General features: G+C 60.4%; 18 protein-coding genes. 11 read left to right on the forward strand and 7 right to left on the reverse strand.

Features of this window, described 5'->3' with window-relative positions:
• Positions 1–10 precede the first annotated feature (10 nt).
• The 9 genes from VR71_RS14725 to VR71_RS25105 all read left to right on the forward strand — a co-directional run bounded on the left by VR71_RS14725 (position 11) and on the right by VR71_RS25105 (position 8,279).
• A complete protein-coding gene (locus VR71_RS14725; RefSeq protein ID WP_045685290.1) occupies positions 11–664 on the forward strand; it encodes a virB8 family protein in 654 nt (217 codons plus the stop codon).
• A 26-nt stretch (positions 665–690) separates the two neighbouring features.
• Positions 691–1,362, forward strand: a complete 672-nt coding sequence (locus VR71_RS14730; RefSeq protein ID WP_008282957.1) for a TrbG/VirB9 family P-type conjugative transfer protein — start codon at positions 691–693, stop codon at positions 1,360–1,362.
• Positions 1,359–2,738, forward strand: a complete 1,380-nt coding sequence (locus VR71_RS14735; protein ID WP_045685298.1) for a TrbI/VirB10 family protein — start codon at positions 1,359–1,361, stop codon at positions 2,736–2,738. The genes VR71_RS14730 and VR71_RS14735 overlap by 4 nt, the downstream gene beginning before the upstream one ends.
• A gap of 4 nt (positions 2,739–2,742) precedes the next feature.
• Entirely contained in the window at positions 2,743–3,729 is a 987-nt protein-coding gene (locus VR71_RS14740; protein WP_045685300.1) for an ATPase, T2SS/T4P/T4SS family, read from the forward strand.
• Positions 3,726–3,920 (forward strand): DUF4177 domain-containing protein, encoded by a 195-nt coding sequence (locus VR71_RS14745; RefSeq protein WP_045685303.1) that lies wholly within the window; start codon positions 3,726–3,728, stop codon positions 3,918–3,920. Before VR71_RS14740 ends, VR71_RS14745 begins: the two co-directional genes overlap by 4 nt.
• The gene (locus tag VR71_RS14750; protein ID WP_045685306.1) at positions 3,917–4,327 is read left to right on the forward strand and encodes a hypothetical protein; all 411 of its coding nucleotides are present in this window, start codon (positions 3,917–3,919) and stop codon (positions 4,325–4,327) included. The genes VR71_RS14745 and VR71_RS14750 overlap by 4 nt, the downstream gene beginning before the upstream one ends.
• A gap of 12 nt (positions 4,328–4,339) precedes the next feature.
• Positions 4,340–5,416, forward strand: a complete 1,077-nt coding sequence (locus VR71_RS14755) for a type IV secretion system protein (RefSeq protein ID WP_045685309.1) — start codon at positions 4,340–4,342, stop codon at positions 5,414–5,416.
• A 245-nt stretch (positions 5,417–5,661) separates the two neighbouring features.
• Positions 5,662–6,588, forward strand: coding sequence for an HTH domain-containing protein (locus tag VR71_RS14760; RefSeq protein ID WP_045685311.1), 927 nt, complete (start codon positions 5,662–5,664; stop codon positions 6,586–6,588).
• On the forward strand, positions 6,585–8,279 hold the full coding sequence (locus VR71_RS25105; protein WP_296430452.1) for a CHAT domain-containing protein: 1,695 nt from the start codon (positions 6,585–6,587) through the stop codon (positions 8,277–8,279). The genes VR71_RS14760 and VR71_RS25105 overlap by 4 nt, the downstream gene beginning before the upstream one ends.
• A gap of 150 nt (positions 8,280–8,429) precedes the next feature.
• On the opposite strand, the gene VR71_RS14770 is transcribed toward VR71_RS25105, so the two are convergent.
• The 7 genes from VR71_RS14770 to VR71_RS14800 form a co-directional block, all read right to left on the reverse strand.
• Positions 8,430–10,430 (reverse strand): type IV secretory system conjugative DNA transfer family protein, encoded by a 2,001-nt coding sequence (locus VR71_RS14770; protein WP_045685313.1) that lies wholly within the window; start codon positions 10,428–10,430, stop codon positions 8,430–8,432.
• Positions 10,431–10,438: 8 nt separating this feature from the next.
• Entirely contained in the window at positions 10,439–12,772 is a 2,334-nt protein-coding gene (locus VR71_RS14775; RefSeq protein ID WP_045685315.1) for a relaxase/mobilization nuclease domain-containing protein, read from the reverse strand.
• Entirely contained in the window at positions 12,759–13,352 is a 594-nt protein-coding gene (locus VR71_RS14780; RefSeq protein WP_045685318.1) for a helix-turn-helix domain-containing protein, read from the reverse strand. The genes VR71_RS14775 and VR71_RS14780 overlap by 14 nt, the downstream gene beginning before the upstream one ends.
• 519 nt (positions 13,353–13,871) lie before the next feature.
• Positions 13,872–14,078, reverse strand: coding sequence for a hypothetical protein (locus tag VR71_RS14785; RefSeq protein ID WP_007120662.1), 207 nt, complete (start codon positions 14,076–14,078; stop codon positions 13,872–13,874).
• Between the two features lie 538 nt (positions 14,079–14,616).
• Positions 14,617–15,546, reverse strand: a complete 930-nt coding sequence (locus tag VR71_RS14790) for a DUF2493 domain-containing protein (protein WP_045685324.1) — start codon at positions 15,544–15,546, stop codon at positions 14,617–14,619.
• A gap of 839 nt (positions 15,547–16,385) precedes the next feature.
• The gene (locus tag VR71_RS14795) at positions 16,386–17,291 is read right to left on the reverse strand and encodes a bestrophin family protein (protein ID WP_045685327.1); all 906 of its coding nucleotides are present in this window, start codon (positions 17,289–17,291) and stop codon (positions 16,386–16,388) included.
• 25 nt (positions 17,292–17,316) lie between these two features.
• A complete protein-coding gene (locus VR71_RS14800; protein ID WP_045685328.1) occupies positions 17,317–18,201 on the reverse strand; it encodes a LysR substrate-binding domain-containing protein in 885 nt (294 codons plus the stop codon).
• A 167-nt stretch (positions 18,202–18,368) separates the two neighbouring features.
• Here VR71_RS14800 and VR71_RS14805 point away from each other — a divergent pair, with 167 nt between their 5' ends.
• Both VR71_RS14805 and VR71_RS14810 read left to right on the forward strand, forming a co-directional pair.
• Positions 18,369–19,487, forward strand: a complete 1,119-nt coding sequence (locus VR71_RS14805; RefSeq protein ID WP_367118660.1) for an S-(hydroxymethyl)glutathione dehydrogenase/class III alcohol dehydrogenase — start codon at positions 18,369–18,371, stop codon at positions 19,485–19,487.
• A 237-nt stretch (positions 19,488–19,724) separates the two neighbouring features.
• A complete protein-coding gene (locus VR71_RS14810) occupies positions 19,725–21,098 on the forward strand; it encodes an NAD(P)/FAD-dependent oxidoreductase (protein WP_218145683.1) in 1,374 nt (457 codons plus the stop codon).
• Positions 21,099–21,203: the final 105 nt, after the last annotated feature.

The raw sequence follows: 21,203 nt of genomic DNA on the forward strand, positions 1-21,203 counted from the left end.
GGTGTAACGCGTGGCGACTGAACAAGAAATCATCGAGGAAGAACTGGTCTACGGTGCCCTGCGCCGCGAACGGCTCTGGCAACGCCTTGGCCTGATGGGCCTTGTCTTCGGTATCATCGGCTGTCTGAGTGCCGCGGCTGTCTCGATCCTCGATGTCGACCCGCCCCCCGTCGTTGTCCCCTATGATCCCGCCACCGGCTTTGCACTCCCCGAAGCCTCGGTGGGCGCCTCCTCGGTGACCGCCAACCAGGCGATCATCGAGGCGGAGGTGTTCCGCTATGTGACCGACCGGGAGGTCTATAACCAGCTCGACAACGATCTGCGCATCCGCAGCGTCCTGCGCCGCTCGGACGGAGCTGCCGAGAGCGGGCTGCGCCAGATCTGGAACAGCGCCAACGAGAATTACCCGCCGACGATCTATGGCCCCAATGCTCGGCTCGACGTGGAAATCCTCAGCATCAACCGGATCGGAACCAACCGCGCGACGGTCCGCCTGCGCAAGCGCCTGACGTCCATTAACGGCACCCAGACCGGCCTCTTCACCGCCACGCTTCTCTTCGAGTTCCGCCCGGAGACCCGCCGCTCCATCGATGAGGTCTGGACCAACCCCTTCGGCTTCACGGTCCTCGAATATTCCGTCCGCTCCGACAGATTGGAGAATTGAATTTGTACCCAGTTCGACTTTTCATATTGCTGATTGCCCTGTTGCCCGGCCTTGCTTTCGCCGAAGCCATCCCGCGTGGCGGGCCCAATGACAATCGGGTGCGGCTGGCAACATATCAAGAAGGTCAGGTCTACCGCCTCAGCGTCTCGCTTACCCATGTCACCACCATCGAGTTCGGGGAAGGCGAGAGCATCCGCTCGATCATCGCGGGCGACACGGAAGGCTTCGAGATCGATGGCGTGCCCGGAGGCCAGGCATTTGCAATCAAGCCCGTTGCGCGCGGTGTCCATACCAATGTGACCGTCTACACGAACAGGCGCAGCTACTATTTCAACGTCCAGGAGGTCCGCAGCCCGACCTTCTACGTCGTGCAGTTCCGCTATCCGGACGACGCTGCGCGCCCGACCCGGGCCATCGCGGCCCAAGCGCCGAACTACAATTACGGCGCCAGCGCGCGGACCGAGTTCACGCCAACGCGCATCTGGGATGACGGGACGTTCACGTATTTCGCGTTTCCAAGAAACGCGCCTGTGCCCGCGATCTTCCGCTACGCGGGCGGCCGCGAGCGCACGGTCAACACGCAAACTCCTGAAGACGGCGTGATCCGCGTCAGCGGCGTGAACCGCCAATGGGTCCTGCGACTTGGCGAAGAGGTGGTCTGCATCGAGGCGATCCCGCCCGCGGAGGCCACCTCATGAGCGATACCGAGAACACCGAGCTGGAAAAGCGCCTCGCCGCCCTTGAGAAAGGCAGTGCCCGCGCCCCCATAGCGGCGCAGCGCCGGTCGCCCCTTCTCGCGCTAATCGTGATCCTCGTCATCGGCGCGGGTGGTGCCCTGCTTTATCTCCTCTCACAGCCCGACGAAGAGGAAGCCTTGCCGACGGCCACCCCGGACGTCTTCCAAAACGAGGGGGACGGCTTTGGCGCCATCGAGACCTTGCCCCCGCCCGAGCCCGAGGTTGTGTTCGTCGGACCAGACCCCGTCGAGCCCAACGCGGAGCTTCTGGCGCAGATCACCGCCCTGCAGGCCCAGATCGAGGAATTGCGCAACGCCCCTGAACCAGTTGTCGAGGAAGACACCGCCGCCGCAGAGGCAATTGACGCGCTGACTGCTCAGATCGCGGCGCTACAAGCCGCCTCGGAAGCCGCACAGCAACGATTTCAGGACGAACTGACGGCGCGGGATCGCAGCCTTGAGCAACTCCGCATGGATCTGGAACTGGCCCAACTCGAGGCCAGCCGGCCCCAACCCGCCCCAGCGGGCCCCACGGAAGATGAGCTGCGCGCACGCGAGCAAGAGCGACTGCGCCGCGAGGAAGAAGCCCGGCGCATGGCCGAGCTGGAGCGCCGCGCCACGGAGGAACGCGCCTTCCAGGAGCGGCGCATCGCCTCGCCCACGATCGCATTTGGCGGCCCATCCGGCGCCGCCGAGACGGAACTTGCGCAGCGCAGCTTCGGCGAGGTGACGGATTTCGTGCTGAACGGTGCGTTGCCCTCCACCGTGACGCAGGCCGAGGTGATCGCCAATCCCTCCAACACCATCGTGCAGGGCACCATGATCCAGGCCGTCATGGAAACCGCCCTCGACAGCTCACTGCCTGGCCAGACCCGTGCCGTTGTCTCCGAAGATGTCTACAGCGTCGATGGCGCGCGCCTTTTGATCCCCCGTGGCTCTCGCCTTATCGGACGCTATCGCTCCGGCGTCGATATCGCGCAGCGCCGCGTCACCATCGCCTGGGACCGGATCATCCTGCCTGACAATCAGACCGTCCAGATCAGCTCCTTCGGGGGCGATGAATTGGGCCGCTCCGGTGTCACCGGCTTTGTGGACACACGCTTTGCCGAGCGTTTCGGGTCGGCAGCCCTGATCTCGCTGATTTCGGCCGCACCAAGTGCCGCCGCCTCCGAGGTCCAGGATGAGACTGCCGCCGACGTTCTCGAAGACGTAGGCGATGATCTGGCAGATGCCACGGACAGCGTCATCGGCGATTACCTCTCTATCGGCCCCGTCATCTATGTCGACCAGGGCGCCCGCGTCACGGTCATGGTCGACCGCGATCTGGAGATATTCTGAGCCCATGTCGCTGAGCTATCTTGAAACCTCGCTCGACCGGATCGACGCCGCCGCCCGCGACGATGTCATCGAGATTTGCATCAATCCAGACGGGACCTGCTGGGGCGAATTCCAGGGCGATCACTTCATGCGCCCGCTGGACCAGAGGCTGACGGGCGTTCAGGTCAGAGACCTCGGCAACCAGATCGCCTCCTCGGCCAATACCACGATGAGCAAGGACCGCCCCATCGTCTCGGTATCGATCACCTACAAGGGTCGCCCGATCCGCGCACAGGTCATCACCCCGCCCGCCGTGCTCTCGGCCATGTCGATCAGCCTGCGGTTCTTCTCGAGCCTGCCGCTCGAGGGTATCGCGCTCGACTTTCTCTATGGCAAAGAACGCAAGCTCGAAGACCTGCGCGTCGAAAAAAAGCGCGCCTTGCGCGCCGTGGTGGCCGCGGGTTTGATCGATGATGCGCTTACCTTCTGTGTCGAAAACAAGCTCAACATGATCGTCTCGGGCGGCACCTCCACCGGCAAGACCGTCGCTGCGCGAAAGATCCTCTCCCATGTGTCGTCTGAGGAACGCATCGTCACCATAGAAGAAGCCGCCGAGCTTCTGCCGACCCAGCCCAACGCCGTGACCCTCATCGCCAATCGCGACACAGAATTCCAGACCGCCGATGTGCTTCTCACCGCCACGCTGCGCATGCGCCCCGACCGGATCATCCTGGGCGAGGTGCGCGGCAAGGAGGCCATGACCTTTCTGGAAGCCATCAACACCGGCCATGGCGGCTCCATGACCACACTGCATGCCGAAACCCCGCAATTGGCCGTGCAGCGGCTCGCGATCGCGGCGCTCAAAACCGAAATCCCGATGACCTATGCCAACATGATCCAATACATCGAGAATTCCATCGACGTGATCATCCAGGCTGGGCGCCACGACGGCAAACGCGGCATCACGGAATTCTACCTCCCCGGCGCAACTGAGATTGGAACTTCCTCATGAAGACCTTTGAATATGACATCCTGTCCTTTCCCATGACTCGTAAGACCAGCCTTGCCGACATGCAGGCCAGCCTGAATGACAAAGGTGCAGAAGGCTGGGAGGTGGTGTCGATCAGCTCCTCGGAATTCTCCAATGTCGGGCACACCATCTTCCTGAAGCGTGAGACCACACCCGCTGGAGTCACGACATGAGGCGGGCGCGTTGCCTCGCCTTGGCCGCGCTGGCCCTAAGCTTGACGCCGACCCTCGCCGTTGCCGAGCGCAACCTAGTGCCGACCCTCGAGCGCAGCTTTGACGTCTGTCCGGACCGGCCCGCCGAGCCCATCTGGATGCAGGAGATCCCCCTGCGCCAAGCCTATCAGCGGGTTCTGGTTCAGGACATCTATCGCGCCCAGAATCTCGAGCGGGTCGTCGAGATCGGCAACTGCGACTGCGCGACCCGGTTCCCGTCCTGGGACGCGGCCGAGGCGATGTTTCGGGAGAGCTACGCGAGCGACGAACGATGGGAAATGCTCGAAGCCTCGGATGGCTACAACCGCCGCGCCAACGCCGCCCGAACTGCCGCCAAGGCCATCTGCGAAGCCGCAGGTAATTGGTAAGGCAGCCCCGCGATGAGTGTCGTCACCTACTTCGTTGAAACCTCCCAAGCCTATCTCGACACTGCCGCTGAGACCCAGTTTGGTGCGGTTGCGGCAACGGTCGGCACGCTCCTGGTTTTGGGGACAACGCTGGTGGTGATCCTCGTCGGCATCAACATGATCTATCAATACCGGGCCATGGATGGGCACACGGCCTTCTGGCTCGCGGTCAAGATCGGGCTCATCGGGATATTCGCGACCAATTGGATGCAGTTCAACGCGTTCTCATCCGCGATTCTCTATGGGATCGACAGTATCGCAGGCGCGCTGGTGGCCTCGGTCGGCGGCGGCAGTCCGGGACCCTCTGGAACTTTCGCTGAAGAATTCGACCGGCTGATCGCTGAGCTTGGCGACTATCTGAACGCTGCCGGGTCCGAACTAAACTGGATGGCTGGCGCCATGCTCGACATCGTCGGTGTGCTTCTGCTCTCGATCCTTGGCGGACTGGCCGCCTTCATCCTCGTGGCCTCCCGACTGATGATCGCACTTCTGATCGGGATCGCCCCGGTGATGATTTTCCTCACCCTCTTCGAAGTGACCAAGGATTATTTCGCGCGCTGGCTGTCCGCGCTGATCTCCTTTGCGCTATACCCCATCGTCGTCGCAGGCGTGTTCGCAACGATCACAGGCGTTTCCTCCGCGCTCATCGGTGAACTAGGCGATCCCGAAGGAGCCTCAAACATCGGCGCGCTCATCCCCTTCTTCATGATGGTGCTCATGGCCAAGGGCTTCATTATCGCCACGCCCTTCATCGTCCGCGCGATCTCCGGCAACATCATGATGCCCGCCCTCTCCGGTGGCCTCGGCGGCGGCTACAGCTTTGCCCGCGCCGCCATGGGAAGCCAGCAGGCCTACAATCGCTACCTCATCGGCGGGGCCAGTGGCGCAGAATACGCAGCCCTCAGGGCGCGGCAGTTCTTTGGCGTACAGCAAATGCCAGTGCGGCAAGGCATGGGACAGACGGGTTCCGGAGGCGGCACAGGATCCGCAGACACGGGGTCAAAAATGCTGGCGCAGCTGGCGAGACTGGGACGGCTTGGGCGACGGTGACAGCCCTGACCGGACCTTGGCATGCTCTAAACTCGCTGCGGTGCAGCCCGCAAGACCAGACTTTCGTCCCGAGCGCATAACCCTTGGCGAGGCGAACTCAGAGTGTACGGAACAAATCGTTCTTGCGCTGCGCTAGCTCCAACGGCTGCTGTTACTTGGCCAACTGCCGTGTCGCCTTTTACTGCTTGGTTCAGGTTGAGAAATCTAAGCGACGAACCTACAGTTGATCCTGAAAGGTAGGCTGCGTGGACTCGTATCTCGACATCGCACACAAGGTGCTTCGGGCGTCTCGCCGACCAATGTCGGCGAGGGGCATCCTGAATGCGGCTTATCGTGCGCACATCGTACCAGAACACCTTCGAGGAAAGACCCAGCATAAGACCCTCCAAGCTCGTTTGAGCGAAGATATTCTCCATCATCGGTCATCATCGTTGTTTTATAGAACCGAGCCGGGATTGTTTTTTCTTTGCGAATTGATCTCAGATCCGAACATACCCGAAAAGTTCAAAGAGGTCTTCCCGGCGCGAAGACGAACGCGCGACTTACAAAATGAGAACGCGCTCGGGATAAGCCGAGACTTCCTGAGAAGGTGGCGTGAGGGTGCGGATGGTTGGGACTTGGTAGAAATGCTCGCCGATGCGGAACGGCATGAAGCTGTTCGCTACCTGCCGCAATCAGGGGACGCCGAATACGCAACCCTTTGGACCTTCTCACTCGTCAGACGAAATGATGAAATGCTTTCTTATAGAGTAGGCAGATATCGCGATGACCGAGAGGCATTCGCAAACAAAAGAACTATCGGCTTTCCGGGAGCCGTTACTGTCAGCGACAGGTCACTTTTTTCTCAGGATGACTATGGGGCCACCGAGAATGCCTTACGAGTCTTACTCCTGGACCTGGATTTGTCGTCACAATCATTTCTCAACGAAAAATTAAAAAAGCCGTCGCCCCTTTTTACATTTGAAGCCGAGGGAGATGATGGCGTCACCGTACTCCTCGTTGTCCTCGAATGGACATGCCCAGATTGGTTCGAACCGACGACACGGAAATTATCTCTGAACGATCCGTGTTGGCTGGATCTGTCAGTTCAGCCCAACAACATTGACGATTTTGAGCCGTGGAGTAAGACAACCTTGCGCAGAATTGTATCGCGTGAGCTTGCAAAAGAATGAGCAGTAAAAACGTCCCTCCCGAAAAAGCAGCTTTCATCCGGTACGAGCTAGAAAATGGCGACGACCGGAGAAAGAAGGTCGCGCTTCAAGAGATCGCTCGGACATACCGAAGCGGTGGACGATTTGCGCCTGACATTCGAAACGGCTTGGAAATTACGATCAATGGCCTACTCAGCGCACAACAAGATACCAAGGTGACACGTTGGTGCCTCAACTGCATCGCGCAGATGGGAACTCGATCCGGCTCGGTGCTATCGGTAGAACGCTTGCTCAGGCAGCAAATTGGTGACCCTGAAATCATTGCTGCTGCGGTAGCAGCGGCTGCAAAGCTATATGCGGGACAACTCGACGAATGCGGTGCTTTGGGATCCGTTCAACCGGAGATCAAAACACTCGCCGCACTGCAAATTACCCCGCCCTCCAAACTTAACCTTGCAGGGTTCAAGATCGCCGTTGATGTAGCCGACGACGAAGTGTTGAAGCTCGCGCTGATAACAGTGGGCCTGAATAGAGCCTACGAGAATATGTTCCACCCCAAGCACTCTAACGCTGAGTTGGTGAAGGAACTAGGGCAACACGACAACAGGATCGTGAAGCAATACTCTGTCTGGTCAGTGATTGAAAACCTTGGGCTAAGTATCAGCGACTTGGGGGTCCCTTTCGCCAGTCTCGAAAATGAACCTCCAAATGTTCAGGCCAAAATGCTTCAACTTGGCGCGGAGAAAATCGTCGACCTCAAGGAACGCCAAGAAGTCATACGGAAGGGTTCTTACTTGCCAACGGTCGAAGCACGGGAGGGTCTCGCCAAGGGGTTGCAGTCCGTTTACTATGACGGTCTAGAAGGTGTGACGCTGGAGTGGTACGATGTTGAGGGTAGCCCTCGGGTCCGAGAATTGTTGGCTGAGCACTTTGCGCGTTATGGCTCCGAATGCGGTCCGTATGAAGACAAGGCGCTCGAGTTGCTCGAAGCGGATCAAACGCTGAAAAAGCGCCTATATCTTGGCGCAGAAGGCACCTCGCTCTTTGGAAAGCTAAAAGCAAACGACCTTAGGGAAGGCACACTCGATATGTTCGGTGGCGACCTTGATCCGTTGACTGCCCGATTGATGGAGAAGCAAAAATTGCCAATCGTGAACGTTCTTATGATGTGCGCATCACCGAAAGATGCGGGTGATCCGCTACGTTTAGATGAAGAGGCCCGTGACCTCAAAGAACAGATCAGACTCGTCGATAAACCTAAGCAGGACATAGTTGTGTCGCACGCTTGGGCGGTGAGGACCGATCAGGTGCAAATGGAAGTCATGAATAATGCTCCTGATATCCTTCATTTCAGTGGCCACGGCGACACTGGACTTATTTGTTTCGAGGACAAGAATGGGAACGTCGCAGCGGTATCGGCAGCCGCAGTCGAAGGACTGGTTAAGCTTAGCGACAGTATCGAATGCCTCATCTTGAACGCCTGCTTTTCAGAGAGCATCGCAACGCAAGTGAAAGACCACCTCGAAGCGGTGATAGGCTGTTCCGACGCTATTGACGACAATGCCGCCATTGCATTCACCAGAGCCTTCTATCGTGCGCTAAGACATGGCCACCACTACCGCCGCGCGTTCGACCTAGCGTTGAACGAGTTGCAACTAAATGGGATGGAGAACGAAGCGAAGAAATACAAGTTCGTAGCTGGCAAGGGCTAACGACTAATAATCAAAAAACCTAGGTCATTATATGCAGGCCTTTCAACACAAGTCCGAAAGTCCGCTTTGACTATTTGAAAATGTCAAAATCGCACCCGCAGCGAGAGTCTGCTTCCCGTCCTCCCCGACAAACAGGCGATGTCCGCCACCCTATCGCGCAACCAGCCTTTCACCATCCTCCTCTCGCAGCATCGCTTCCATTTCGTCCAGGCCATCGACTGCAGAGCGTATCTGCGCCTCATCAGCTACGCTCGCAGCTTCAGAATCCACGACGCCGCTGCCAAAATCCATCTCCATCTGGCGCTGTTCCTCGGCGATGACGGCTTGAACGACAGGCGCGGTCTTCTTTGGAGCGGCGTCGGCTTGGCCTGACGGTTGACCATCGCCAGCCTGGCTCGCCCTCTCCACATCGGCTTCTGTTCCCCCTGGCCCATCCGACGGCGGCGTCATCGGCATGGCGCGCACACTCAGCGGCAGCGTGCCTTGCGATCCCCCTCCCCCCGGCTCTGGAAACGGCAATTCACCCGTCTGCGCCGCGTGGATCGCTTTGAACAGCCGGTCGTCAAAATACTGAATCCGCTTTGCACGGACCGGCATCTGCGCATCGATCACCATGACGATCTCGTCGAGCGGCAGGCGGCGCGCCTCGTCTTCAGGGAGCAAGGAGCTTTCTTCGGTCCGGGTCGACTGGCTGCGCCCTTCAAAGGGGTTCTTGCCGATGGACTGGGATCGCGTGATGACGGTCTTCGTGGTCTTGCCAACCGCCTTGCTCAGCTCTTCGACGGTTTTTTCATCCGAAGGCGTGAGATAGAGTTTCACGCCCGCGTTGCCTTGCAGGGCGCGACGAGTGTTCTCGCCGTAGATTTCATCGAGGGCGGGGATGGTTTGCGTGACCACGGCCAAATGCCCGCGATAGGTGCGCAGGGTCTCGATGCTCTCGACCACGATGGGCATCTTGCCGAGGCGATTGAACTCGTCGAGCATGATCATCACGGGCCACGGCTCATCCGGCCCGGGGTCCTTTTCCTGCATGGCCGAGAGGAGATCAGAGAAGAACAGCCGGATCAGCGGCGCGAGCGGCTTCACCATCAGCGGCTGGACCACGAGATAGACCGAAAAGGGCTTCTTGCGGATCGTCCGGAAGTCAAAGTCCGACACCGCCGTCGCCTCATCGATGGCGGGGTTTTGCCACTGGTCCAGCCCCGAGGTCATCAGGAGCGAAACATAAGAGGTCAGCGTATCGTTGTTGGTCGAGGCCAGCCGCGTGAAGATCAGCTTGGCCGCTCTGTTGTCGACCTCGTGGCCGCGCGCGAAGTATTCCTTCTGCTTGTTCCCACCCGAGGCCGCGATCCGATAGATCTCGCCCAAGGTGGGGCGCTTGCGCTGGAAGGCCAGCAGGCCTGCCGCCACGAAGAGATCGATCCCGCCCTTGAGGAGGCCCTCCACCCGGTCATTGTCGCTCTGCAGGAAGAGCGTCGCAAGAAGCTGCAGTTCCATCTGCTGGCGCGCGGGATCTTTCAGTTGATAGATGCGCAGGAGCGGGTTGTAGCGATGCGTGCGCTTGCCCTCCCAATCGGTGGGGGCAAAGCGATAGACCTTGTCGCCTTGGGCGGCGCGGTGCCGGGCCGTCGCCTCGAAGCATTCGCCCTTCACATCGAGCGTCACGGCGGAGCCCTGCCAGGTCAGCAGGTTCGGAATGACAAAGCCCGTGGTTTTGCCACGGCCCGTGGGGGCCACGATCAGCGCGTGGGGGAAGACCTTGGAGCAAATGTAATTGGCGCGGGAGCCCGGCGGCCCCAGCTTGCCGAGGATGAACCCGGTCCCTGGCGCCCCGAAGAAGCCATTGGCCTTCATCTCGCGCGCACTCTGCCAATGGGTCTGGCCAAAGCGTGTCAGGGCGGACCCCGACAGGGCGAGGCTCAGCATGAGGCCGGCGGCAGCGAAGCTGCCGATGATCAGGTGAATAAGTTGCGCGTCCTCCGGGCGGCGGTCCAGGATCGCCAGATAGTTCTGCGCGATATATGCAAAGTCGATCTCGGCCCCGAAGCCGAGATCCTGGTAGGTCAGCACCGCCGAGGCGATGGTATAGCCCATGGCCCCGGTCACCAGCGTCACAAGCAGGACGCCCGTGGCGATCCGCGCTTTTCCCATGGCGGCGCTCAATGGACCTGACCCCGCTCGGTCTCGCCATTCACATCTGTCGCGCGGTGTTTTTCATATTCGGTGTCGGCAAGATCATCGACCACCTGGCGCAAGGCCTCCGTGTTGGCCGTCGCTGCATCGGATTGCAGATAGACCTTGGCGACATAGAGCCGGTCGAGGCGGTCCTCGAGAACCTGTTCCAGCACATCGGCATCGCCGGATGTGAGCCGCTCAAGTTGACGGTCATCAAGCACCCGCGCGATCTCGGTTCGGAAAGCGTCCCGCTCCGCTGCAGTCTCGAAAGGCGCGGACAACTCCCCCGCCCGCTCATGCTCCAGAACACGCGCAATCTCGTCTGCAAGGCGGTTTGTACGGTCAAACCGCGCCGTCGTTTCATCGCGGGCTGCGAGGATGTCGTCGCGCGTGCCAGACCCGAGCCCGTCGCGCATCTCGGTTTCGCGGCGGACCTGATTGATGACCTCCGTGTCGCGTATCTCGACGACGGCCGCATAGGTCGCGCCGAGACCACGGGCGAGGTGGGACGGCATGTCCGGATAGCGCGCTCGTAAGTCATCCGTGACAGCATCTGCAACGGGCGTGCGGAGGTCGCGTCCCTCCATGATCCGGTCGACCTCGCGGGTGATCTCGCTGGCGCGGGCCGCATCGGTGATGGTTTCCCTGTAGGGTTCAGACCGGTCGATCACATCGCCTGGGCGTGCGAGCAGGTCCGGGTGTGCTTCGAGATACGCGCGCTGCTCCGTCTCGATCCGGCGCTCCGCCCTTGAGACAACCTCCCAGTCCCGGTCCTCGATCTGCTGCGCTGTCAGGCCGTCTGCGCGCATCTCCTGACGGATTGTCCCTTCCATCTCCCGCACCGCGCCCTCATGATAATGGAACCGCTCGCTGACCGGTTCCGCTTCCATGACGCCATCCCGGCGCAGCACGTTCTCCCGTTCCAAAAGCGTACCAAGCGCGACATGCACATCGTTGAGAATGTCGCGCGCCTGTTCCAGATCAGCGCGGCGTTCGAGGTTCAGATCGCGCGCCTCGGCCACTTTGGAGAGATCATCTGCGATCCATTGATGCTCGAGCGCTGCATTTGAGGCCCCGGTCTCGATCCGGGCCACCACTTCGGATGTGCTGATCCCCGTGCCCCGTAGTGCCGCTTCAATGCGCGATCTCAGATCGGGCTCTGCCAGACGCTCGCGCTGGTTGGTGTCGATATTGGCTTCGGAATAGATCCCGCCCTCCGAGGGGGCCTCTGACAGCGTGGATGATCGCAAACCGAGAGGCTGCATGTGCTGAACCTGCGTCTGGATCTCGATGAGGCGTTTTTCCAGCACGGGACGTTCCGCGTCAGACTTCTCGGCGATCATGCCCTGCACCCGCGCGAGCTTCTCGGCATAGAGGCTTCTCAGATCCTCGAAGCTTTGATCCTCGGCCATATACACATCTCCTGTTCGGTCCATCTGTCCGCCATGCGCCAGCACCTCGCCCGCGCGGAAGAGGGCCGCGGCGATGTCTTCCCGGGCCTCCCGGGAGGCCTCTGCGGCAAGCGAATGGTAGACGGTCTTGGTGTTGGCGATCTCCGCCAGCGTCCGGGTCAGGTCGGCGCCCACGCGTTCGCGCTCGCGGGGTGCGCGCCCCTCTTCTTTCGCCGCATAAACCTCGCGGGTAGGGGCGGGGTAATGCACAACCCCGCGATCCACCCGGCGCGTGGCCTCCAGGCGCACACCGTACTTCTCGGCCTCCTCGACCATGGCGAGGCGGAAGTCGTCATAGTTGAAGCGATGGTTGCGCCCCAGAAAGAAGAACTCGCCTTCCTGCGAGCGGCGGTTCAGCACCAGATGCGCATGGGGGTGATCGCGGTCCTCATGCACCGCGATGATGTAGTCGAAATGCCCCTTATCGGTCTGGAAGAACCGCTCGGCCACGTCCGTCGCGATGTCGCGCACATCCTCCCCGCGCGTGCCGATGGGGAAGGACATGAGCATGTGGGTGGTCTGCCCAAGCTTGGGCTTGAAGCCCGCATCCCACCGCTTGGCAAAGCGCTCGGTCAGATCCTTGATGTCACCCGCCTCGAGCTTCGTCTTGCCATCCAGGAACCCGCTACTGTCCACGATATGGGTGGACTTGGTGGTGAGGTAATCGAGCTGGTTTGCGAGCTGCGATTTGGTATACGTTCCCCCGCCCCGGATCGCCTTGAAGACTGCTGGCCGATGCCCTGCTGCCGCGCGCACAAGCTGGGTCTGCTTGGCCACGTGCAGCCCCTGCATTGAGCCCCGGACGCGGCTCCAGCCATCCCGAAAGACCTCGCCCGTGACGGCATGGACGGCATCATTCAGCCGCATGGGCAAACTCCCTCAGCGCGGCCGTGGCCTGCAGCTGCATCGCGTCCCGACGGCGGCGCAGGAGCAGATCGATCTCGTCCGCGGAATCCAGAATGAACCGCGCCAGCCCGCGCATCTGCGCGAGGCGCAATTCGGTGAACTCGGCACTCGTGCCCCCCACGGCCCCCTGCCCCCGCCGGTTGGCCTGCGTCATCTGCTTGGCAATTTGCGCGACCCCATTGCCGACCTCGTGCAGCGAGGCGCGGTAGCGCGCCATCTCGGCCGCCATCTGCACGTCCGGAACGAACACCCCGCCTGCTGCCTGGATCAGCCGCCGCAGCCCTTCGGCCCGGCTCTCGATTCCGGCCTCGGCCAGCACCTCGTCGAGCGCCGCAAGCTCCGCAGCCGTGACCTTCACACTGACTGCTGAGACCGGGATCGCGGCATCCGTCTGGCGCTCGGCATCGGCTTTCAAGACGTAGCGCACGGCGCGCGATGTAACACCGAACCGCGCAGCCAGCTCGGACGTCGACACACCCTCCGCGGCCTCGCGGACGATCTGCATCTTCTCGATCTCTGTCAGGCGTTTTGTTCGGGACATGCGGAAGAAAGACCCCCTATTTCCTGCCACCTTCCACCAAGGCTGCCCCTACCTTACGATAATATACCAAGATGTCAATTATATACTTCCGTCGCTTTCAGTCTCAGGCAGCCTTGGTGTCCGCTTCACGCCGCGGCCCGCAGGGACGCGGCTCTGCCGCCCTCACCACCGGGCGACCCACCTGCCCTAAGGGTCCCGTCCGCCAGCCCCGCCCGAGGCTCTGGCCGAACACGCATGTGTTCGGACGGAACCGCGGGCGGGCGCAAACCCCACCGACAGGGCGGACAGGCAGGGTCAAGGAGGGCCAGATTTGGCTTGCCAAATCTCTGCCGCAAAAACCGGGAGGCCCTGGCCGATAGGTTTTTGTGGATGGCCCCCTTGAGGCTGACTGGCCGGTCTGTCGCGGCCTGATCATTCCGGGCGGAGTGCGTCCGTTGAACGCGCAGGGACCGGCATCCCTGGAACAGGGATCGGGCCGCCCCAAGATCGTGCTGGGGCGGCCCATCCTCGTCAGAGGATTTAGTCCTGGGGATCTTTCGCGCTCGGTGGGAACATCACCAGCTCCGAGACCGCGACCGGGAAGTCGAGCTTGAGGCTGAAGAACTCCGAGCCGTCCCCGTTGCGGGTGTTGCGGAACATCGCACCCACGCGCTGAAAACGGGTGCGCTCCTGGCCATCGGTGTCGGTGAACTTGACGGGGACGGTGGCGACGTAGTGGTTGGTCATTTGGGTTACTCCTTGTTGCGATGGGGATCATCCAGCACGGGGGCAAGAGGCCCGGTCGCAAGCGCAAATGCGGAGGGTCCGCGGCCAGCCGTGGAAGCCGTATTTGTGCTTGCCGAAGCGGGAGCGGAGGGCACGGACGGGCCGACCCCGTGCGATCCACATCTATGAGCAAAAAGGAGTGATCCGGATGACCCTTGCCATCACGCAGCCGCCACCATCCGCGTCCGCGTCCCGCCGAGCCTGGCCGGGGTGCTGACGGAGCCCGCCCGCGTGGATGCGATGTTCCGAAACACCACCCGAGGGACGCGCAAGTCTTCAGCCTCATGTGCGACGTCTCGACCCCTCGCGTCTTGCGCTGCTGACGATGTGCGTCATGGGCTCACCATCCCCATCCCGTACCGATGCGGATGGGCCGCACTCTGACGGACTGGGTAGAGGGATAACGGTGCTGGACGCCGCGAGCTGCCGATCACGCGTGACCGATCGCACGCGCCATGAGACATGACGAAAGGGCCGCGCCAAGCGCGACCCCCTCTCTTCAATCCTGCGACGCCTTCTTCGCCGGGTCCGCAACCCGCATGACCGTCAGACCTTTCGCTTCCGCCTTCTGCCCGAGGTTCAGCGCGACCCCGTTGCCGCCGAAGAGGACAACCCCCGTCGCCGCGAACTTGTCGTCCAGCATTTCGTCGTTGCACTTGAACGGTGCCGCCCGCCCATGCGCGGACCAGCGCGGATCGAAGCGCGCTTGTGCGACCCCGCGTGCCCGGGCCCACCGAGCCGCAATCATCTCCGCCCCGTGCTTGCCACCCTTGTGGCAGAGGAAGATTTCCTGATTGCGGTTCTGCTTGATCCGTTCGCGAACCTTGTCGAGCGTGTTGAAGATCACATCGACATCGGTCCAGTCGGTGGCGCCTGAGACGATCAGGGGCACCCCCTCGACTTTCGACTTCTCGGCGGTTTCGCGGTCGTGCTGCTCCAGGAGCTGCCGCGCCTCGAAGACCGCCCCGGTCTCTTGCGCCCGGACGCTTGCGCGCGACCCGGCTGCCGGGATGAAGGCGTGGCCCGTCTCGATCTCGTAGCATTCCGCCGCTGCCTCGCTCATCACCTCGATGGCGCTGACAATCTCGCGCAGCTGCACAAAGCGCGCCTGCGCCTCCTCAATCGCGGTCTCGGCGATCTCCGATCCGTCGTGGGATTTTGCCAGCGCGCCGATCTTGTCGGCGGTGCGGTCGACCTCCTTGCCGAGTGCCACCTTGCGGCGCTGCAGGATCGTCGCGAGCCCATGGGCCAGCGGTTCGATTTCGGCTTCAAGCCCGGTCCCGCGCAGCTGCCCGAGCAAAGCCTCGAAGCTCTCGCGGATGATGCGGTCGGTCAGGATGTGATCCTCCGGGATCGGCAGCTGCGCGTCCTTCTCGGTCAGTCCGAAAAGCTCGATGGTCTCGTAGGTGTTTGCGGTGTCGTAAGCCATGTCTGGTCTCCAGTGTTCGGTTGCAAGGCCACCACGTGAGTGTGGGGGCATGGCCGAATGCCTGGTTTCCGAATCTGCCCGGGTCAGGGACGGCGCAGCCGCCGGCTTGCCGGGCGCAAAAGTTTTCCACGCGCAGCACCCGACACAGGCGCGCCCACACGCACGGGACCATCCCGTGCCACAGGCTCCGCCCCCGCCGAAAAGTTTTGCGATCCTTGACGCGGGCTGATTTGGGGGCCATCCGGAGGATATGCTTCCGCACTCATGTGTGTGTGTTTTGACGGTAGGTTTGCCCGACCCGAGCAGGCAAACGGCCCGACCGGACGCGGGAGACGGATGGAGCGGCGGGATCGTTTTGGCCTCGGGCCAAAACAGACCAGAGCGCAATCCGGCGGAGCGGCCGGGGAGGGACGTGCTCGCGAGGCGGGCAAACCGGGACGCCAAGCGCGACGCCGCGGTGAGGCCGAATGGCCGAATGCGCGACGGACCGAAGGGCCGTTCTTCCCTGCGACACGCGCAGCCGAGCAGGGGAGGCCGTAAGGCTCTGGCCACGGTTGATGTGCAGGGACTACGCTGCCGACTATAGGGATTGCTTGTCCAGGCATTCGACGTGATGGGCGGATTCCGGACCTTAGCTGCGGATGCATCCAGAGGCTTTCATCTATAGAAAGCTGCCTTTCAATCCTTGCCGTTTCGAACTCACAGGGACCTAAGTTGTCCAGCGCCAGGCTGACCTTCGCTGCAAGCTTGCTCAATAACTCGTGCAATAGAGAACTTCTATCGTATGGATGATTTAGGTGCGAACCACACATTCTGCAAACAGTGCGTTCGTCCCAAATCTAAGTCAAAATATGATTTTTCGGGGACAGGGCGGCAGGCGGCGTACGGTCCAGCGCTTCGCAGACCGAGATTTCAATCACCCGGCACATCGTATCCAAGGGCAGCCCGTTCTCAACATTGCGGAATGGCAGCTCCAGCTCGTTGGTCACTGCTTGAAGACCAAAAAAAACATAGGCGACGATGGCCGTGAAAATTGGGGCAAACCAGCTTGTGGCTTCGATCAATGCGAACGGCAGGAGCCAGCAATAAAGATAGGTGGTTCGGCGCACCAGCAATGAATAAACGAAGGGCAGCGGCGTTGTCACAATGCGCTCACATCCCGCTTGTGCCAGCGCCAAGGACGACAAGGTGTGCGAGATGGTCATTTGGCCAAAGCCGCTGACCGCCTCTTTTTCAACCAGGGTGCCAATCTGTTCGGCCATCGCCCGCAACGCTGCATCGGCGGGATTTTTCCGTGCAATCATCGCGTCGGCTTTATCTTCGCCGACCCAGCCCGCAATATCCGCCCTCACATCCACGCCCCGCAGGAAACCCCGGTGCAGATGGGCAAAGGCGACGGCGCAGGACAAGAACCCCGCGCGGTCTTCGCCCTTGCCGACGAAAACGCACATATGCCGCCCCAGATTGCGCACGTCGGCGATCATCGAGCCCCAAAGTTTGCGAGCCTCCCACCAGCGGTCATAGGCCGCGTTGTTGCGAAACCCCAGAAACAGCGACAACGCGACGCCAAATATCCCCATCGCACCAATTGAAATATGCGGCAGCGTCTGGATGTGTTGATCGACCAAAAGAACAATCACAGACAACAGCGCGACGCCGAAGATCCTGCCGATGATTTTTGGCACAATCGACCCTTGCATGACAAAGAATAGCTGCAGCGCAGTCGGGTGGTCTCTAACGATCATCTGATTTCTCTCTTCGAATGCAGGCTTATACAGGGCTATTTGTGCCTAACCCTTGGTCAAGATGGTCCAACAGCAAACGCACCTTGGGCGACAGGTGGCGGTTCTGAGGATAGATTGCCCATATGCCATCATCCGGCGCGCGATAGGGGTCAAGCACAGAGACCAGCCGCCCCGTCTCCAGATCGGCCTGAACGTAATAATCGGGCAGTTGAATGATACCGATGCTCTTGCGTGCCGCGTCGACCAGCGCCCAGCCGCTATTGCAACTGATATTCCCCTTAACTCGGATATGGCGGGTCTTACCGCGTTCTTGAAAACGCCAATAGCCCAGCGTGCCTTGCAGACAATTGTGTTTTTCCAGCTCTGACAGGGTATGCGGCACCCCATGCACTGCCAGATAATCGGGCGCGGCGCAGACGTAATGGGTACGCGACGCCAATCTTTTTGCCATCATGGTGCTGTCTTCCAATGCGCCGAGACGGATCGCGAGATCATAGCTCTCCGCGACCAGATCGAGCATCTTGTTGGTCAGGGTCAAGTTGACCTCAAGCTCGGGATAGCGGCTGACAAAATCGTTGACCAGCGGCGCGATGTGGTTTTCGCCGTAGGTCACCGGGGCGGTCAGGTTCAGCTTTCCTTTGGGCGTTTGATGCAGGTCCGAGATGGCGCGCTCGGCCTCTTCCAGCCCGTCAAGAACCTGTCGGCAGTGATTGTAATAGATCTGCCCCGCGTCGGTGATCGTGACCTTACGGGTGGTGCGATAAAAGAGTTTAACCGCCAGTCGTAGCTCCAGCGCGCCAATCTGACGGCTGACCTGCGCTGTCGAGATCCCCAATCGGGTGGCGGCGGCGGTAAAGCTTGCCGTTTCCGCGACCGCGACAAACTCGGACACGCCTTCCCAAGCGAACATTCACGCCTCCATTCTCCATAATCTTGCCCGCCATTGTTACGTTGTCGTAATAGAGAATTGCAAATGTTTATGATTATCGCAGCGGGAAAATAGTATATGTTGCCTTTATCACCGCTGGACGTGCGGGTTCACACCAATTCAAAGCAAAGCGAGTTGCCATGACAGAAATGATCAAATCCAAAGCCGCAGTCGCATGGGCTGCTAACCAGCCGCTCTCGATTGAAGAGATCGACGTGATGCCCCCGCAAAAAGGCGAAGTGCGCGTGCGCATCATCGCGTCCGGCGTTTGCCACACGGATGCGTTTACTCTGTCGGGTGATGATCCCGAGGGACTGTTTCCGGTTGTCCTCGGCCATGAAGGCGGCGGCATTGTGGAATCCATTGGCGAGGGTGTCACCAGCGTTGCCGTGGGCGACCATGTGATCCCGCTTTACACGCCGGAATGTGGTGAGTGTAAGTTCTGCAAATCCGGCAAAACCAACCTGTGCCAAAAGATCCGCGAAACCCAAGGTAAGGGCCTGATGCCCGACGGCACCACACGGTTCTTCAAGGACGGCCAGCCGATTCTGCACTACATGGGCTGCTCGACGTTTTCTGAGTACACTGTGCTGCCCGAGATTTCCTTGGCCAAAGTGAACCCAGAAGCCCCGTTGGAAGAAGTCTGCCTGCTGGGGTGCGGCGTCACCACCGGCATGGGAGCGGTGATGAACACCGCCAAGGTCGAAGAAGGTGCGACTGTCGCGATCTTCGGCATGGGCGGGATCGGCCTGTCTGCCGTGATTGGTGCCACGATGGCCAAGGCCAGCCGGATCATCGTGATTGACATCAACGAGAGCAAATTTGAACTGGCCCGCAAACTGGGCGCGACAGATTTCGTCAACCCAAAGGACCATTATCGGCCCATTCAGGACGTGATCGTCGAGATGACGGATGGCGGCGTTGATTATTCGTTCGAATGTATCGGCAACGTCAATGTCATGCGCTCGGCGCTTGAATGTTGCCACAAGGGCTGGGGTGAATCCGTGGTCATCGGCGTGGCCGGCGCGGGGCAGGAAATCTCCACCCGTCCGTTCCAGCTGGTGACGGGTCGCGTCTGGCGCGGCTCTGCTTTCGGCGGTGTTAAAGGTCGGTCCGAGTTGCCTGACTACGTCGAGCGTTACCTGAAGGGTGAATTCAAGCTGAATGACTTTATCACCCACACCATGGGGCTTGAGGACATCAACAAAGCCTTCGAGCTGATGCATGCAGGCGAAAGCATTCGCACTGTGATCCACTTCGACAAGTAAGCGAAACCGAGGGAACGGCTGCGTAGACCTGCGCGCCGTTCCACCGGCTCTGGCCGGGGCACTGCCGCTGCGCAAGCGCCTGCGCCGGTATTGCAAGTGTCCAAGCCTTGAACGCGCCATTGACCCTTTCATTGGCTATATGTGCTCAGTTTGATTCTATTTGTCGGCCCCCTCATCGGTATGCCGCTGCACCTGCTGTGCAGACGCGGCTCCTAAAACCATTCTGGAATGAAAAACATGAACCAAGCATTCACCAAAATGAACGATACCTTTGAAAGTGGGCGCGAAGCGGCAAATCAAAACCTATCTGCTAACCAGGTGGTCAAACGGCCCCGCGTGGTCATTATTGGCGGCGGCTTCGGTGGCCTTGCTGCGGCCAAAGCTTTGGAAAAAACCGAAGCTGATGTGTTTTTGATCGACCGCAGCAATCACCATCTGTTTCAACCCCTGCTCTATCAGGTGGCGACTGCAGCACTTTCTCCGGCCGATATTGCTTCGGCGACCCGCGTAATGTTCTCCAAAACTTCCAACGTCTCAGTAGTGATGGATGAGGTCACCGGAATCGATGCAGCACAGCGCCAAGTCACAGCTCGGAACAGTGGTAGTATTCACTATGATTTCCTGATTCTGGCCACGGGTGCCGAATACAGCTTTTTCGGAAATGACGCCTGGGCGGCCCATGCGCCGGTGCTAAAATCTATCGATGATGCATTGCATATCCGTGCGCGATTGCTCGCAGCGTTCGAAGTAGCCGAGCGCTGTGATGATCCTGAAGAGATCCGCCGCCTCTTAACTTTCGCCCTGGTCGGCGGTGGCCCGACTGGAATCGAGATGGCCGGTGCGATTGCCGAATTGGCACGCACCGCACTCTCCGGCAATTTCCGCCGGATCAGCGAGGAGGACGTCCGCATCCTGCTGGTAGAGGCTGGTTCAACCCTGCTCGGTGCTTGCCGCAACAGCCAGTCACAGGTGGCACTGGAAGCCCTCCGAGAACTTGGCGTTGAAGTGCTGCTTGGCAAGGCGGTTGAACATATCGATGCGCATGGACTGGTTGTAGACGGTTCACCTATTGCCAGCGCCAATGTCATCTGGTGTGCTGGCACCCAAGCACGTCCGGCTGGGGCGTGGATAGGCGCGGCAACAGCTCGCAACAAAGCGATCATCGTAGGTCCAGATTGCGCAATTGCCAATCACCCCGAGATCTTCGCAATCGGTGATCTGGCCAGCTATACTGGCTCTGATGGTAACACCCTGCCGGGTCTCGCCCCCGTCGCCAAACAGCAAGGCCGATATGTCGCAAAGGTGATTGCCGCGCGGATCAAGCGGCGGAGCGCGCCACGCGCTTTCCGTTACCGTAACTGGGGCACCATGGCAGTAATTGGCCGCGCCAAGGCGGTGGCCGACTTCGGCTGGATTCGTCTAAACGGTTTTCCGGCATGGCTTGCTTGGTCGCTCGTGCACCTTATGCTGCTAATTGATTTCCGCAGCCGTGGCGCGGTCTATCTCAACTGGACTTGGGCCTGGGTCACCCGCGGCCGAGCGGCGCGGATCCTGACTTCACCTGACGCCACACAATCTACGCATAAGCTTAGCACTCCCGTGAGTATGTAGCAGATCCCAATTGGCCCGGTGCCACTAAAGCGCGATCCGGGCCTTCAATACTTCGCAAAGGCACTCTCGGCCACTGCGGATCGACTTCAATATTCGAAAGAAAGA

This window comes from Roseovarius sp. BRH_c41 (assembly GCF_000961715.1).
In the GTDB taxonomy this organism is placed as follows: domain Bacteria; phylum Pseudomonadota; class Alphaproteobacteria; order Rhodobacterales; family Rhodobacteraceae; genus Roseovarius.

Excerpts from the sequence above, each read along its gene's own strand:
- VR71_RS14750 (WP_045685306.1), top strand. The coding sequence starts at position 3,917 with ATGAGGCGGGCGCGTTGCCTCGCCTTGGCCGCGCTGGCCCTAAGCTTG.
- VR71_RS14780 (WP_045685318.1), bottom strand. The coding sequence starts at position 13,352 with ATGTCCCGAACAAAACGCCTGACAGAGATCGAGAAGATGCAGATCGTC.
- VR71_RS14790 (WP_045685324.1), bottom strand. The coding sequence starts at position 15,546 with ATGGCTTACGACACCGCAAACACCTACGAGACCATCGAGCTTTTCGGA.
- VR71_RS14785 (WP_007120662.1), bottom strand. The coding sequence starts at position 14,078 with ATGACCAACCACTACGTCGCCACCGTCCCCGTCAAGTTCACCGACACC.
- VR71_RS14755 (WP_045685309.1), top strand. The coding sequence starts at position 4,340 with ATGAGTGTCGTCACCTACTTCGTTGAAACCTCCCAAGCCTATCTCGAC.
- VR71_RS14805 (WP_367118660.1), top strand. The coding sequence starts at position 18,369 with ATGATCAAATCCAAAGCCGCAGTCGCATGGGCTGCTAACCAGCCGCTC.
- VR71_RS25105 (WP_296430452.1), top strand. The coding sequence starts at position 6,585 with ATGAGCAGTAAAAACGTCCCTCCCGAAAAAGCAGCTTTCATCCGGTAC.
- VR71_RS14810 (WP_218145683.1), top strand. The coding sequence starts at position 19,725 with ATGAACCAAGCATTCACCAAAATGAACGATACCTTTGAAAGTGGGCGC.
- VR71_RS14735 (WP_045685298.1), top strand. The coding sequence starts at position 1,359 with ATGAGCGATACCGAGAACACCGAGCTGGAAAAGCGCCTCGCCGCCCTT.
- VR71_RS14795 (WP_045685327.1), bottom strand. The coding sequence starts at position 17,291 with ATGATCGTTAGAGACCACCCGACTGCGCTGCAGCTATTCTTTGTCATG.
- VR71_RS14775 (WP_045685315.1), bottom strand. The coding sequence starts at position 12,772 with ATGCGGCTGAATGATGCCGTCCATGCCGTCACGGGCGAGGTCTTTCGG.
- VR71_RS14800 (WP_045685328.1), bottom strand. The coding sequence starts at position 18,201 with ATGTTCGCTTGGGAAGGCGTGTCCGAGTTTGTCGCGGTCGCGGAAACG.
- VR71_RS14770 (WP_045685313.1), bottom strand. The coding sequence starts at position 10,430 with ATGGGAAAAGCGCGGATCGCCACGGGCGTCCTGCTTGTGACGCTGGTG.
- VR71_RS14745 (WP_045685303.1), top strand. The coding sequence starts at position 3,726 with ATGAAGACCTTTGAATATGACATCCTGTCCTTTCCCATGACTCGTAAG.
- VR71_RS14740 (WP_045685300.1), top strand. The coding sequence starts at position 2,743 with ATGTCGCTGAGCTATCTTGAAACCTCGCTCGACCGGATCGACGCCGCC.